This window comes from Euhalothece natronophila Z-M001, from assembly GCF_007904085.1.
GTDB lineage: Bacteria > Cyanobacteriota > Cyanobacteriia > Cyanobacteriales > Rubidibacteraceae > Halothece > Halothece natronophila.
Map to the genome: position 1 here is coordinate 1,117,279 of NZ_CP042326.1, position 13,235 is coordinate 1,130,513.

A 13,235-nucleotide genomic window follows, 5' to 3' on the forward strand; every position below is an offset into this window, starting at 1 on the left:
TTTGAATTTATAGTAATAAAAATGAAAATTTATTTAATGGGTGCTGGGTTAGGTAAGAAGGAATATCTAACACAACAAGCAAAAAATATACTTTATGAAACTGAGGTTTTAATTTATGATGCGTTGGTTGATGAAGCAGTTTTAGAGTTAATTCCTGACACTTGTAAACAAATTTATGTGGGAAAACGAGGGGGAAAACCCAGTACCTCTCAAAGTGAAATTAATAATATTTTAGTCTCTTATGCTAAACAAGGTAAAAAAGTGGTTCGCTTAAAAAATGGTGATCCCTTTATCTTTGGTCGCGCTAGAGAAGAAATTCAAGCCTTAAAAGCAGTAGGATGTAAGGTTGAAATAATTCCAGGCTTATCTTCAGCTATTACCGCCCCTCTTTTAGCTGGCATCCCCCTAACAGATAAATTTCTCAGTCGGAGTTTTACTGTCATTACTGCCCATGAACCTGATCAATTAGACTGGAATGCCTTAGCGAGAATAGATACACTCATTATTTTAATGGGAGGACGTAATTTAGCAACTATTGTAGAAAGATTACTTCAGGAAGGGAAGCAATTATCCTTTCCAATTGCGATTATTCGTTCAGCCGGAACAGATGAGCAAAAAGTGTGGGTGGGAACATTACAAACGATTGTAGAACAGACAAAAGGGGAGAAACTTTCTCCAACGGTTATGGTGATTGGAGAAGTGGTTAATTTAAGAATAAATTAGCATATATAGCATTTTCAGATGAGTTGTAAACTATTATTCTTCAAAAGCGAGCAAGATGCTCGCACTACTATTTATATTGAATTTGAAAACGCTATAGCAAATTTCATAGTTATGAGGTACAATTAAAGGAAAAAATATAGCAGTTTTCACAACTTTAACTGGGAAACTGCAATATTCCCTGAAAAGCAAACATCAACATCGCTCCCTTTTCCTCGTTGCCGCTTGCCATATTCGCCTTGATAATAATAGCGATCGCCGTCGAAATAATACTCAACAGGTAAAGGTTGTGTTCCTCCTTCACAAAAGATAATTTCAGGCTCATTGGTATTATCTTCTAAATGGGGTAAATTGACATTCCAAAAGTAGCCAGAAGGTAAAGAAATGGAAAATAAAGTATCTAAAACCTTCCTTGTCCAATTTGCTGCCACTGTCCAATCAATTTCTAATGGGGATTTACGCCACTGAGAAATGGCAATGCCTTTTTTTCCTAGTAAAACTGCTTCTCGAATCGCTGCCACAGTTCCCGAAATATAAACATCAGCCCCCATATTTCCCCCTGCGTTAATGCCAGAAATGACCCATTCTGTATCAGGATAAAGCTGAGTTAAGGCAATGCGAACACAATCAACAGGAGTCCCATCAAGACTATAAAGTTGTTTAGAATATTTTTCCAGTTTTAAGCCTCGTTTCGTGGTTACTTGATGTCCACAACCAGACTGTTCCTTTTCTGGGGCAACAATAACTCCTTGATAGTCAGTTGCGATTTGTAAGGCTTGAATTCCCTCTGCATTATACCCGTCATCATTGGTTAAAATCATGATAGTTATTGAATAAAAGTGCTTAATAATGAATCGTTTTTTACAAGCCTCAAACCTAAAAACAATTGGGTTAGTTTTTGTCGGTGGCTTAATGATCTTGTTAGCTGGTAGCTTGATCAATAGCCATTCTACCTCGCCTGTAATGGCTCAAGATCGTGATGTCAGAACATTAACGGTTACAGGTACAGGAAAAATTGAGATCGAAACAACTTTAACCGAAGTTAGCCTAGGGGTAGAAGTAGAAGAAGAAACAGCAAGAGAAGCCCAAGAAGAGGTCGCCCGACGTTCAACCGCTGTGGTGGAGTTTTTACAAGAACGTGAGGTGGATAAGCTAGAAACTACGGGAATCCGTTTACAACCGCAATATCGTCGTTCGGATGGGGAACGCCGTTTAATTGGCTATGAAGGGGTAAATTTAGTGAGTTTTCAGATTGAAACGGAAGAAATCGGAGATTTATTAGATCAGGCTGTAAATGCCGGTGCAACTCGCATTGATTCAGTGGGATTTACAGCCACAGAAAGCGCGATCGCGCAAGCCAAAAAAGAGGCTTTAGAAAAAGCTACTCTAGACGGAAAATCCCAAGCTGATGCAGTATTAAACACTTTGGATTTGCGTTCTCAATCTATTATTCATATTGAAGTCGATGGCGCGGAAGCCCCTGTTACGCCTCGGTTGGAAACAGCCCGTGCTCAAGATATGGCGGAAAGTAGCGCACCGAGTTCTCCCGTGATTGGCGGTGAACAAGAAATTGAAGCGAGGGTAAAATTACAAATTAGTTACCAATAAAATTTGTCTTTATAATACACCTAATCATCCTAATGACCCCTCTCTTCTTGGCACAATAGAGGAAGCAGAGATTACAAGAAGGAGAAATATTTTGAGTCCATTACTGGGAAAATCTTTACCTGAGTTAACCGAGTGGGTACAAGAACAAGGACAACCTGCCTATCGTGGTAAACAGTTATATCAGTGGTTGTATCAAAAAGGAGCGCGATCGCTGTCTGAAATTACGGTCTTTCCGAAACAGTGGCGAGAAAACCTGCAAGATCAGCCCATTGGACGCTCTACTATTGCCCATCGTAGCATTGCTCCTGATGAAACCCGTAAGTATCTTCTTCGTCTCCATGATAGCGAACTCATTGAAACTGTTGGTATTCCCACTGCAAAACGGTTAACGGTTTGTGTTTCTTCGCAAGTGGGATGTCCTATGAGTTGTGATTTTTGCGCCACAGGAAAAGGCGGCTTTACTCGCAATTTACAAGCCCATGAAATTGTGGATCAAGTGATGACAGTCGCGGAAGACTTCCAGCAAAGAGTAAGTCATGTGGTATTTATGGGCATGGGTGAACCGCTATTAAACTTAGAAGAAGTGATTAAAGCGGTTAAATCTCTCAATCAAGACATTGGCATTGGACAACGTAACTTAACCGTTTCCACAGTAGGCATTCCGAAAACGATTCCCAAACTGGCAGCAGAAAAATTACAAATTACCCTTGCCATTAGTCTCCATGCCTCTAACCAAGTCTTACGAGAACAGTTAATTCCCAGTGGCGGCGGTTATCCTCTGCTGCAACTTATTGCTGACTGTCGAGACTATGTGGAAAAAACTCACCGTCGCATTAGCTTTGAATATATCTTGTTGGCAGGGGTGAATGATACTCCAAATCATGCCCAAGAATTAGCACAACTGCTAAGAGGTTTTCAAACTCATGTTAATCTGATTCCTTATAACCCCATCAGTGAAGTAGATTATCAACGCCCTGACAAAAACCGAATTGAAGCCTTTCAAACGGCACTACAAGACGCTAATATTGCGGTGAGTATTCGCTATTCCCGCGGCTTAGAAGCTGATGCTGCCTGTGGGCAATTACGGGCAAAACAAAATTCATGACCACGACAACCACTTCTTCTTGGACGAAACGCCATATTCTCTCTTTAGAAACTTTTACCGCCGAAGAATACGAAACTCTCTTAGAAACTGCCGATAGTTTTCGAGAAGTTTTATCCCGACGAACCAAGAAAGTTCCTGCATTACAAGCGCAAGTGGTGGCAAATTTATTTTTTGAACCTTCCACTCGTACTCGTAGTAGTTTTGAACTAGCAGCGAAACGCTTATCAGCAGATACCCTCAATTTTGCTGGGAGTTCTTCTTCCCTCACCAAAGGGGAAACAATTTTAGATACTGCAAAAACTTATGTAGCAATGGGGGCAAATATTTTAGTCATTCGTCATCGCCAGGCCGGTGTTCCTCACACCATCGCGGCGGAAATGGATCGACTAGAAGGGAATGTGAGTGTGTTTAACGCTGGAGATGGGCAACATGAACATCCCTCACAAGCACTATTAGATTTATTTACGCTGTATCAATTATTATCTCCTTCCTCGCCTCATCAGTTTCTACAAGGGAAAAAAATTGCCATTGTGGGAGATATTTTACATTCTCGGGTTGCCCGTTCTAATCTCTATAGTTTAACCACTATGGGGGCAACGGTACATTTAGCTGCGCCACCGACGTTACTGCCTAGAGAGTTTCAGGAGTTTTTAGGGGAAAAATTAGTCTGTCACTGGCAAGTGGAACCTGCCTTAACTGATGCTGATTTTATTATGACGCTACGGTTGCAAAAAGAACGGATGAGTGAGCATTTATTGCCGAGTTTACGGGAATATCATCAGCAATTTGGGATTACGCGCGATCGCGTGTTGTTAGCCCATCCTCACGTAAAAATTCTTCACCCCGGACCCGTGAATCGTGGTGTCGAGATTAGTTCTGACTTAATGGATGACCCAGAATTAAGTCTCATCTCTCAACAAGTCACCAGTGGGGTAGCAGTTCGCATGGCATTATTATATTTAATCGGCACCAGTGATTAGCTATTTTTCTAAGCGAATCACATACCACTGTAAATATTCCCCTTCTCCCACATCTAATTCGCAACTGGTTTCCATCAGATGCTTAGCTTTTTCTTCTATTGTCTCAAATTTGGCTAATTCTCTAGGGTGTTCATCAGGATTATTTTCAAGGGTGGTTTTCAGTTTTTCTAGTAATTCTTCCCCACTCATAATTTCTTCAGGTTGGTTGGTTTCGAGGACAACATAAGCATCCTCTTGATACATAATTGGATCGGGCATTTTTTTATTTTTTATTTAACTGCAAGTTGTGCTTCTATATTAGCTTTTTACGCTTGAGTTCACTCATCCATTTTTGATTGCCATAAACGCCCTGCAATAAATCAGGAATCCTTAAATCAGCATCCAAACTTTCCCAATGCAGTCCCTGCCCAGAAGGGGTAATTTCTACTTCAGCTAATTGTTCTGGCGTGGCACTTTGTAATCCTTGTCCTAACTGAGAATTAAATCTAAACTCAGAGCCATCAACAAATTGAATAATGATTTGATCATTTTGAGGATCATACTTTGCATTAATTGCTTTGCGTTCTAATTGGCTTTTTTTATTTTTTCTAGCTTTTTCTATCTTTTGAAGTAAAGTATCTTTATTGTTTTCTTTTGAAATAAATTTTATATTGTTAACCATGGATCTCCTCCCATTTGGATAGTAGTAGTTTTTGGTTTTTAATAACCAAATTGAGTGCTGTTAAGGCTTCTTTATTTTTCATTTTAACGACTTCGATCACTTGGATTTCGTCTAATTTAGAAATATCTACTTTAATTTCTCCTCCAGCTTTTAAAACATGAACATGAGCAGGTTGATGATCGTTAGGGTAGATAACAATACGATATCCTTGTTCTCTCAAAACAGTTGGCATTGATTATAAAGCCCCTAAAAGCAGTTTGCCATTGATTTACGAGGTTGAAACCCTTGGTTTTTTAGCTCGCATCATTGTACGATGATGAATCATCAATCCACCTCACTGTATATCTATGCGTACTGAAAAAGACTCCATGGGGGAACGCCAACTCCCTGATGATGTTTATTATGGCATTCAAACCCTGAGGGCAACTGAAAATTTTCCCATTAGTGGGATTAAGCCTTTACCTACCTATGTTGATGCTTGTATTTTAATTAAAAAAGCTGCCGCGATCGCGCATGGAAAACTTAACTGCATTCCTCAAGACGTTAGTGGTGCCATTGTACAAGCGGCTGATGAAATTCTAAAAGGGAAACTGCGCGATCAGTTTGTGGTGGATATTTATCAAGCTGGCGCTGGAACGTCCCATCACATGAATGTTAACGAAGTCCTCGCTAACCGTGCTTTAGAAATTCTCGGAGATGCTAAAGGCAACTATCAACGGGTTAACCCCAATGATCATGTGAACTATGGACAATCCACTAATGATGTCATTCCCACCGCCATTCGCCTTGGCAGTCTCCTTGCCCTTGAGCATACCCTTTATCCTGCACTCAAAGCCACCATTAGCACCCTTGAAGAAAAAGCAACCGAGTTCCAAGATATAGTGAAATCAGGGCGAACTCATCTGCAAGATGCAGTGCCAGTAAGACTGGGGGAAACCTTCCGCGCTTGGGCGCAAATTTATCGCGATCATCTCCACCGTTTAGAAACCGCAGCCAAAGACTTACAACAATTGGGAATTGGGGGAAGTGCTACGGGAACAGGCTTAAATACTCATCCTCAATATCGAGAAGAAGTGGTTAATCATCTCAGCGAGTTTATGGGAGTTTCTCTTAGTAGTGCGCCTCATCTCATGGCAGCGATGCAAAGTCTTTCCCCCTTTGTGAATGTCTCAGGGGCGTTACGAAATATTGCTCAAGACTGCGTTAAAATCTCCCATGACCTGCGTTTAATGGATTCGGGGCCAAAAACGGGCTTAAAAGAAATTGAACTGCCTCCTGTGCAACCGGGGTCATCTATTATGCCTGGAAAATATAATCCTGTGATTGCTGAGATGACCTCTATGGTATCGTTTCAAGTAATGGGCTATGATAGCGCGATCGCGCTGGCCGCTCAGGGAGGACAGTTAGAATTAAACGTGATGATGCCCTTAGTGGCGTATGACCTAATTCACAGTATAGAGATTTTAGGAAATACCTTGCAAACCTTGACCGATCGTTGCTTAAAAGAGATACAACCGAGGCGCGATCGTTGTCAGAATTATGCGGAAGCAAGTTTAGCCCTCGTTACTGCCCTTAACCCCCACATTGGGTATCTTAATGCCGCAGCCCTAGCCAAAGAATCTTTAGAAACAGGGAAATCTTTAAGAGAATTAGTGTTAGAAAAAAACCTAATGACCGAAGAAGCCCTCGCGCAAGTGCTAAATTTAGAAGATATGAGCCAACAACAATAAATCAACCTCAATCATGGGAAAACAAGACTACTCTCTACAAATTACCTTTCACTACAACAACGGGGAAAAAGAATCCTTTTTAGTTACAGAAACTGCGGAAGAAAATGATCCCTACCCTGAACTCAGGCAATCTATTCAACAGCGACTGAGTCTGGAATGGTGTCCTTTACATACTCCCGATGAAACGATTTATATCAATATGAGAAATGTTGATAGTGTCAGTATTAAACCGACTTTAGGAGAAAGTGAAAATGAAAATGAATTTCATGAAGCCCAGCGTGTCACTGCATTAACACGGAGTTCTAAAGTTTTGTAAATCTAAATTTTTACGAGAAAATACTAAAATCAGGAAATTAATGAAACAAAATGATTATTTTTCGTTAAATTAAGAAAGTAGGAATAGCCCCTGACATCAATTACAAAATGTGATTGTTCAATAAACCTCCTGTAATTTATGCCAGAAAGCTACACCTGTTAAAGATCACCATTGAGGGTGGAAGTATGATTGAGGTGGATGTGGAACAGGGGTTAGAACACTTAAAAGAAGTAATGGCTAATCCTAACCAGTACGAGGTTTTGGGAGAAGTTCGCGCCCAAGCAGAAGTGTTTACAGGGTTAGCGGAGATTATGGGGTTAGAAGGTTTTGGGGAAATTGTAGATAGTACGATGAAAGCCCTTGAGACTTATCCCCAAGAAGCTGTTACTATTGGTCGCCTTATGGTGCGAGACTTAGAAGCTGGGCGTTCAGCCTTTTTAAGGGGAATTAGTCATTCAACGTAACAGCCTAGCGGTTCAAAATGAACAATTGCAACGAGGCTTAAGAGAATTATTAAATCGGTTTTCTCGTTTTCAAGGGTTAGTGGGACGCTTACAAGAATTTTCCGATCAAGAAATTATCCGTCAGGGAAACCAACAGCAAGGGAACTTACAACCCACTGCTAGAGAAAAACAAGAAACCTCAACCCCAGACTTAACCGAACAACCTGAGTCGGTGCTTGATCTCGACTTTGATAGTTTAGAACTGGATCAATATGGGGCGTTGAATGCTACCCTCCAAGAACTTTTAGAAGAAACCGCTCAAATTGAAGAATCAGTCGGCGATATTTCCCTGTTTGCTGAACAATCTGACCAAACCTTGCAGGGACAGCGTAAAATGTTGGAGCAATTACGGGATGAATTAATTTGGGCGCGGATGTTGCCTTTAAGTAACATTTTGGATCGCTTTCCCCGTATTTTACGAGACTTTTCTTATCAGTATGAAAAACCCACTCAGTTAAGGTTAGAAGGAACTGGGGTAAGAGTGGATAAAAGCGTCTTAGAAAAACTCTATGATCCCCTCACTCATTTAGTCCGAAATGCCTTTGATCACGGTATTGAATCTCCAGAAAAAAGACGAGAAGCTGGAAAACCTGAAGAAGGAGAAATTGCCATTCGGGCTTATTATCAGGGGAATCAAACCGTTATTGAAATTGGTGATGATGGTGGAGGAATTAATTTAGAAAGAGTCAAAGAAAAGGCAATCAATACAGGATTAATTACCCCTGATCAAGCAGAAAATCGGTCTTCGGAACGTTTATATAACTTTCTTTTTGAACCCGGATTTTCCACTGCAAAAGAAGTGAGTGATCTCTCTGGGCGTGGTGTGGGGTTAGACGTGGTACGCGACCAAATTCGGGAACTAAAAGGGGCAATTAGCCTTCGTTCTCAACCCGGAAAAGGAACAACATTTGTCTTAAGTTTGCCCACAACCCAATCCATGGCAAAATTACTAATTGTCTTGGTGGATACGACGGTTTGGGCTTTACCATCAGATAATATTGAGCAAATTCTTGTTCCCACCTCAGACCAAGTTAAATATACAGGAGAACAACGCTTTTTACAGTGGAATGATCAAGCCCTTCCCATTTATGCTATTAGTGATTTATTAGATTATAATTGCCCTGTTCCGGCCGCGTCTCCAAATTTACAACCTTTAGGTGCTGTGGAACGCCCTCAAGAACGTGGCTTTCCCTTAATTATTTTACGACGGGGACAACAGCAATTTCCCTTGGAACTCAATCGAGTCATTACAGAACAAGAATTAGTGATTAAATCTTTTGGTAGCGCGATCGCGCCTCCGCAATATGTTTCAGGTTGCACGATTTTAGGGGATGGTACAATTGTTCCAGTATTAGATGCGTTTAACTTACTTGAATCAGTCCAACAAACCCAAGCCTCAGCAGTTGTTAATACCACTACCCGCCGTTCTCTCACCAGTGAAGTTCCCACTATCCTCGTAGTAGATGACTCTGCAACTCAACGCCAAACTTTAACCTTTTCCCTGCAACGTGCTGGCTATCAAGTCTTACAAGCAGGGGATGGACGAGAAGCGATTTCTGTTTTACAACGTCATCCTGATACCAATGTGGTCATTTGTGATATTGAAATGCCCAATATGAATGGCTTTGAATTTCTCCGTTACCGCCGTCAAGATGAAACATTGAATCAAGTTCCCGTAGTAATGTTAACTTCTCGTAGTAGTGAAAAACACCGTAAATTATGTCAACATTTGGGGGCAAGTGAGTATTTTACAAAACCTTATCTGGAGAAAGAATTTATTAATACCTTGCAAGAAGTTATGAATTATTAACTGTAACATTTATATGTCTATTAGCCAAACCAATTATCAAAACCGAGTCGAAACAGCGATCGCGCAATTATATGAAGATCTTCCTACTCTTTTTAAGAAAGATATTTCCTATGATATTTATCGTTCTGATATCCTTTTCAAAGATCCTGTGAATCAATTTCAAGGGAAACTAAATTATAGAATTGTTTTCTGGACATTACGATTTCATGCTCGTTTATTTTTTACAGAAATTTATTTTGATGTCCATGATATTCAAGACACAGCAATAGACATTATTAAAGTTTGGTGGACAGTGAGGGGAAGGCTACGTACTCCGTGGAAAGCTGAGATTTTCTTTAATGGCGATTCCACCTATAAGCTAGATAAAGAGGGATTAATTTATTCCCATCAAGATAATTGGGATCGCACTCCAAAAACGATTCTCAAGCAATTTTTGCCTTCTAAAGAGCAATCGTAATGGTTAGTTATCAACGAAGTACAAGGCTACGACGCTTTAATAAAAATGCTTGCATTCCTGCAGCTTTTGCCCCTTCATAATCTTCACGACGACTATCACCAATATGCCAAGTTTCTTCGGGCTTAACTTGATACTGCGCGATCGCGCTTTCAAAAATTTGCGGATCAGGTTTAGCCGCCCCAACTTCCGAAGAAATAGTAATACTACTAAAAAAAGAGCGTAAATTGAGAGCCACTAAAACCGCATATAGCCGAGAGTCAAAGTTAGAAATAATGCCTAATTCTACCCCTTGTTCCTGCCAACGTTGTAGAGAAGGAATCACATCAGGATAAACTTCCCAGGGACTAGCTGTGGCAAAATGCTTGTAAAGACGAGTAAAAAAAACATCAAAGTCTAAAAATTTATGAGCAACTCCCACCTTCTGAAACGTTAATTTCGTAATATCTCGCCACCATTGAAACTCTTTTTCAGGAATTTGAGGCGTAGGAACATCAGGGAAAGCAAGAGGAGAGGATGCTTTAAACACCTCATAAAAGGCTTGATCTAACTCTTCTGGAGAAGTGAGAACCCCAAAACTGCGCCCGATCCTGCTATAAACCTCACCGACACTTCCTTTTACCCCAAATAGGGTTCCCACTGCATCAAAAAAAATCACCTTTGCTTGTGCCATAACTTATACTTTAGACATTAAATTAGTTGACGCTCTCCCACTAAATCAGAGATTATAGTGGGAGATTCTTGCTTCTAACTACTAGAAACTAGGTTTCCAGCAGACGAGTCCGCTTGCCCCAATTGTTCGGAAACAACTGAAGTAGAAGCGGGTCTCTCCACAAGCTTTGAGTCTGGCTCGAAGCCAGCCGTTCCAGTCCGCCCGACTGTACGGAGTCCTTCTCTCAGAATGTTAATCGCGGCATTTTCATCTCTATCCAATTTAGTCCCACACTGACAAGCATGGGTTCTAGTTGATAGAGACTTTTTCACAATTCGACCGCAATTAGAGCATTCTTGAGAAGTGTAGTGAGGAGGAACAGCCACCGCTACTTTCCCAAACTTTTGTGCAAAATACTCTAACCACACTCGGAACTGATACCAACCAACATCTGAGATTGACTTAGCTAGACAGTGGTTCTTAACCATGTTAGACACCTTTAAGTTTTCATAGGCGATGAAGTCGTTAGACTTCACTACGCAACGCGCCAGTCTCAAGGCGTGTTCTTTACGTTGCCTACTTATTCTTAAATGTGCTTTACCTAACTTCTGTCTAGCTTTTCTGCGATTAGATGATCCTTTCTGTTTCTTAGAAAGACGGCGTTGAAGCCGTTTTAATTTCTGTTCTCCCTCTCTAAAGAAACGAGGATTAGGTTCTTTATGACCATCAGAGTCAGTATAGAAGGATTCTAAACCAACATCTAATCCTATGGTTCTCTTGGTGGGTTCTAATTGTTCTTTTACCTCTGTATTAATCAGGAATTGACAATAGTAACCGTCAGCCCTGCGAAGTAACCGTACTCGTTTAATTTCATCAGGATGATAGAAGTGTAAGTCTCTAGTTCCAACTAATTTCACCCGACCAATGCCTTTTTTGTCAGTGAAAGTTATATGCTTTCGGGTATTTAGGTCGAGCTTCCAGCCAGATGTTTTATATTCAACACTGCGGTTGTTTTTTTGGAACTGAGGATACCCTTTCTTTCCATTAATTCCTTTTTTACAGTTGTCATAGAACCGACTAATTGAAGACCAAGCTCGTTCAGCAGCAGACTGTCTTGCCATAGAGTTTAGTTCTTTAGCCCAAGAAAACTCCTCTGCCAATTGTTTACAGAGTTTGTTGAGAGCGTATTTATTAACGCCTTGATTGTCCATCCAGTAACGAATGCACTTATTTCGGATGAATTGTGTCGTCCGAATTGCTTCGTCAATGGCTTGAGTTTGAGCTTTTTTGGCTTTGACCTTAAACTCTAAGACAAACATCTTATGCTGAACTTTGTGGTTAAATTAATTCTAACACAAAAGATTTAAGGTTGTCCTGTCGGACTTTATTTTTTTGGGCGACGATTCATCTCCCATTAACCTGACGGTATAATGGGGCGGAGCAAAGCGTGAGCATCTTCTCATCGCATCAAGATAAGGGTTGAGTAATCCAATTAGACCCAACCGTAAATTGATGTTCTGGAGTAGGCATTCGGGAAAGATAAGCTAACCGACGTGCTAAATAAGCCATCATGCCATCAAGTTTTACTCCTTCAGCCGTTAAACTAGCATTATCAGTCCCCAGGACTAACATTTCTCCCAAATTGTGATACTTAAAGGGAAGGAGGGGCCGTCCGGTGATGGAAGCCCAAATATTCCATGCACAATAATCAGACTGTTGAAAAGCAACCTGTGCTGTCGCTGGAACGACTTTCCCTTGAGCATCTTGGCAGGCAGCTAAATCTCCTAAAGCAAAGACTGACGCTTGTTGTTTCACATTTAGTGTCGGATCAACCTTAATTTTTCCCTGCTCATTGTGAGGTAAGTTCAAATTTTTAACTAACTCCGATACGGTTGTTCCCACTGTCCAAATAACAATATCAACTGGAATTGTATCACTTTTTCCTTTATATAAAAGCGTGAGTTCATTTTCTGTGATAGCTTCCACTGTTGTTTCCGTATCAATCCAAATCTCTCGATCTGAAAGGGCTTTTTGGGCAGTTTCCCGATTAAACTCTGGGGAGGCTTTTAAGATTCTTTCTCCTCTTTCTATAATACGGATTTTGGCACGTTCTGCTAGTCGATCGCGCAACTTACAAGCAATTTCCACCCCACTATAGCCACCGCCAACAATGGCAATGCGAATTTTATCTTGAGTTCCTTGTTCTAATGCTTTGAGTTTTTCTTCTAACAGGTAGGCATCTTGCAAACTATGAAATGGAAAAGCAAATTCCGTTGCTCCTGGTACCATTTCCATAGGAGTTCTTCCCCCGATGGCAAGCACTAGCCAATCATAATTCAAATCAGCTTGATCTGCTAACTGGACTTGTCGTTCTTGAAAATTAACATCTGTGACTGTTCCCTGAATAAACTTAATCGGGGTATTAGCTAAAATTTCTGTAAATGGTGGCGCAATCTCCCAAGTTTGTAACTCATCTGTAAGTAGTTCATAGAGGAGGGGAGTAAATAAAAAGCGATCGCGCTGATCGACCAAAACAATTTCTGGCGCAGGTTGGGTATCCCAAGGAAACTGACTCAAACGGAGGGCAGTGTATAAGCCACCAAACCCCCCTCCTAAAACACAGATGCGACTTCTTGATTCACTCATAGCTTTTTCCAGACCCATTTTCAATAATTGTAACGTTTCTTTAATCAATA

The 13,235-nt window shown here is 40.7% G+C and carries 16 protein-coding genes; 9 read left to right on the top strand and 7 right to left on the bottom strand.

The genetic code is table 11. The annotated features are described in order from the left end of the window. The first annotated feature begins 21 nt into the window (after window positions 1-21). Window positions 22-723, top strand: coding sequence for a uroporphyrinogen-III C-methyltransferase (gene cobA, locus FRE64_RS05235; RefSeq protein WP_146294984.1), 702 nt, complete (start codon window positions 22-24; stop codon window positions 721-723). A 146-nt stretch (window positions 724-869) separates the two neighbouring features. Here cobA and surE read toward each other — a convergent pair whose 3' ends face one another. Beyond that, a complete protein-coding gene (surE, locus tag FRE64_RS05240) occupies window positions 870-1,541 on the bottom strand; it encodes a 5'/3'-nucleotidase SurE (protein WP_146294985.1) in 672 nt (223 codons plus the stop codon). A gap of 28 nt (window positions 1,542-1,569) precedes the next feature. Between surE and FRE64_RS05245 the strand changes: the two genes are divergently transcribed. The 3 genes from FRE64_RS05245 (at window position 1,570) to FRE64_RS05255 (ending at window position 4,413) form a co-directional block, all read left to right on the top strand. Then, a complete protein-coding gene (locus FRE64_RS05245) occupies window positions 1,570-2,328 on the top strand; it encodes an SIMPL domain-containing protein (protein ID WP_146294986.1) in 759 nt (252 codons plus the stop codon). An 88-nt stretch (window positions 2,329-2,416) separates the two neighbouring features. Continuing rightward, window positions 2,417-3,433 (top strand): 23S rRNA (adenine(2503)-C(2))-methyltransferase RlmN, encoded by a 1,017-nt coding sequence (gene rlmN, locus FRE64_RS05250; protein ID WP_186709042.1) that lies wholly within the window; start codon window positions 2,417-2,419, stop codon window positions 3,431-3,433. After that, complete coding sequence (locus tag FRE64_RS05255; RefSeq protein WP_146294988.1) at window positions 3,430-4,413, top strand: aspartate carbamoyltransferase catalytic subunit; 984 nt, start codon at window positions 3,430-3,432, stop codon at window positions 4,411-4,413. Before rlmN ends, FRE64_RS05255 begins: the two co-directional genes overlap by 4 nt. On the opposite strand, the gene FRE64_RS05260 is transcribed toward FRE64_RS05255, so the two are convergent. The 3 genes from FRE64_RS05260 to FRE64_RS05270 are packed head-to-tail and all read right to left on the bottom strand — an operon-like array spanning window position 4,414 to window position 5,306. Further along, a complete protein-coding gene (locus FRE64_RS05260; RefSeq protein WP_146294989.1) occupies window positions 4,414-4,671 on the bottom strand; it encodes a chlororespiratory reduction protein 7 in 258 nt (85 codons plus the stop codon). It abuts the gene before it with no gap. A gap of 34 nt (window positions 4,672-4,705) precedes the next feature. Next, window positions 4,706-5,074 (bottom strand): DUF2442 domain-containing protein, encoded by a 369-nt coding sequence (locus FRE64_RS05265; protein WP_146294990.1) that lies wholly within the window; start codon window positions 5,072-5,074, stop codon window positions 4,706-4,708. Beyond that, entirely contained in the window at window positions 5,067-5,306 is a 240-nt protein-coding gene (locus FRE64_RS05270; protein WP_146294991.1) for a DUF4160 domain-containing protein, read from the bottom strand. The genes FRE64_RS05265 and FRE64_RS05270 overlap by 8 nt, the downstream gene beginning before the upstream one ends. A gap of 115 nt (window positions 5,307-5,421) precedes the next feature. Here FRE64_RS05270 and FRE64_RS05275 point away from each other — a divergent pair, with 115 nt between their 5' ends. The 5 genes from FRE64_RS05275 to FRE64_RS05295 all read left to right on the top strand — a co-directional run bounded on the left by FRE64_RS05275 (window position 5,422) and on the right by FRE64_RS05295 (window position 9,890). Then, window positions 5,422-6,804: an aspartate ammonia-lyase gene (locus FRE64_RS05275; protein ID WP_146294992.1), complete on the top strand. Its 1,383-nt coding sequence runs from the start codon at window positions 5,422-5,424 to the stop codon at window positions 6,802-6,804. Window positions 6,805-6,817: 13 nt separating this feature from the next. Continuing rightward, on the top strand, window positions 6,818-7,120 hold the full coding sequence (locus FRE64_RS05280; protein ID WP_146294993.1) for a hypothetical protein: 303 nt from the start codon (window positions 6,818-6,820) through the stop codon (window positions 7,118-7,120). A 113-nt stretch (window positions 7,121-7,233) separates the two neighbouring features. After that, on the top strand, window positions 7,234-7,584 hold the full coding sequence (locus tag FRE64_RS05285) for a hypothetical protein (RefSeq protein WP_146294994.1): 351 nt from the start codon (window positions 7,234-7,236) through the stop codon (window positions 7,582-7,584). Window positions 7,585-7,609: 25 nt separating this feature from the next. Next, window positions 7,610-9,433 carry a hybrid sensor histidine kinase/response regulator gene (locus tag FRE64_RS05290; RefSeq protein WP_246140401.1) on the top strand — a complete coding sequence of 608 codons (1,824 nt, stop codon included), beginning with the start codon at window positions 7,610-7,612 and terminating at the stop codon, window positions 9,431-9,433. Window positions 9,434-9,446: 13 nt separating this feature from the next. Further along, the gene (locus tag FRE64_RS05295; protein ID WP_146294996.1) at window positions 9,447-9,890 is read left to right on the top strand and encodes a DUF2358 domain-containing protein; all 444 of its coding nucleotides are present in this window, start codon (window positions 9,447-9,449) and stop codon (window positions 9,888-9,890) included. 10 nt (window positions 9,891-9,900) lie between these two features. On the opposite strand, the gene FRE64_RS05300 is transcribed toward FRE64_RS05295, so the two are convergent. The 3 genes from FRE64_RS05300 to FRE64_RS05310 all read right to left on the bottom strand — a co-directional run bounded on the left by FRE64_RS05300 (window position 9,901) and on the right by FRE64_RS05310 (window position 13,185). Next, window positions 9,901-10,560 (bottom strand): HAD-IA family hydrolase, encoded by a 660-nt coding sequence (locus FRE64_RS05300; RefSeq protein WP_146294997.1) that lies wholly within the window; start codon window positions 10,558-10,560, stop codon window positions 9,901-9,903. 74 nt (window positions 10,561-10,634) lie between these two features. Beyond that, window positions 10,635-11,858, bottom strand: a complete 1,224-nt coding sequence (locus FRE64_RS05305; protein WP_146294489.1) for an RNA-guided endonuclease InsQ/TnpB family protein — start codon at window positions 11,856-11,858, stop codon at window positions 10,635-10,637. Window positions 11,859-12,006: 148 nt separating this feature from the next. Further along, complete coding sequence (locus tag FRE64_RS05310; RefSeq protein WP_146294998.1) at window positions 12,007-13,185, bottom strand: NAD(P)/FAD-dependent oxidoreductase; 1,179 nt, start codon at window positions 13,183-13,185, stop codon at window positions 12,007-12,009. Window positions 13,186-13,235 lie beyond the last annotated feature (50 nt).

Bases quoted from the DNA above. Each gene is read 5' to 3' on its own strand.
- cobA (WP_146294984.1), top strand. From the start codon at position 22: ATGAAAATTTATTTAATGGGTGCTGGGTTAGGTAAGAAGGAATATCTA.
- surE (WP_146294985.1), bottom strand. From the start codon at position 1,541: ATGATTTTAACCAATGATGACGGGTATAATGCAGAGGGAATTCAAGCC.
- FRE64_RS05245 (WP_146294986.1), top strand. From the start codon at position 1,570: ATGAATCGTTTTTTACAAGCCTCAAACCTAAAAACAATTGGGTTAGTT.
- FRE64_RS05255 (WP_146294988.1), top strand. From the start codon at position 3,430: ATGACCACGACAACCACTTCTTCTTGGACGAAACGCCATATTCTCTCT.
- FRE64_RS05260 (WP_146294989.1), bottom strand. From the start codon at position 4,671: ATGCCCGATCCAATTATGTATCAAGAGGATGCTTATGTTGTCCTCGAA.
- FRE64_RS05265 (WP_146294990.1), bottom strand. From the start codon at position 5,074: ATGGTTAACAATATAAAATTTATTTCAAAAGAAAACAATAAAGATACT.
- FRE64_RS05270 (WP_146294991.1), bottom strand. From the start codon at position 5,306: ATGCCAACTGTTTTGAGAGAACAAGGATATCGTATTGTTATCTACCCT.
- FRE64_RS05275 (WP_146294992.1), top strand. From the start codon at position 5,422: ATGCGTACTGAAAAAGACTCCATGGGGGAACGCCAACTCCCTGATGAT.
- FRE64_RS05280 (WP_146294993.1), top strand. From the start codon at position 6,818: ATGGGAAAACAAGACTACTCTCTACAAATTACCTTTCACTACAACAAC.
- FRE64_RS05295 (WP_146294996.1), top strand. From the start codon at position 9,447: ATGTCTATTAGCCAAACCAATTATCAAAACCGAGTCGAAACAGCGATC.
- FRE64_RS05300 (WP_146294997.1), bottom strand. From the start codon at position 10,560: ATGGCACAAGCAAAGGTGATTTTTTTTGATGCAGTGGGAACCCTATTT.
- FRE64_RS05305 (WP_146294489.1), bottom strand. From the start codon at position 11,858: ATGTTTGTCTTAGAGTTTAAGGTCAAAGCCAAAAAAGCTCAAACTCAA.
- FRE64_RS05310 (WP_146294998.1), bottom strand. From the start codon at position 13,185: ATGAGTGAATCAAGAAGTCGCATCTGTGTTTTAGGAGGGGGGTTTGGT.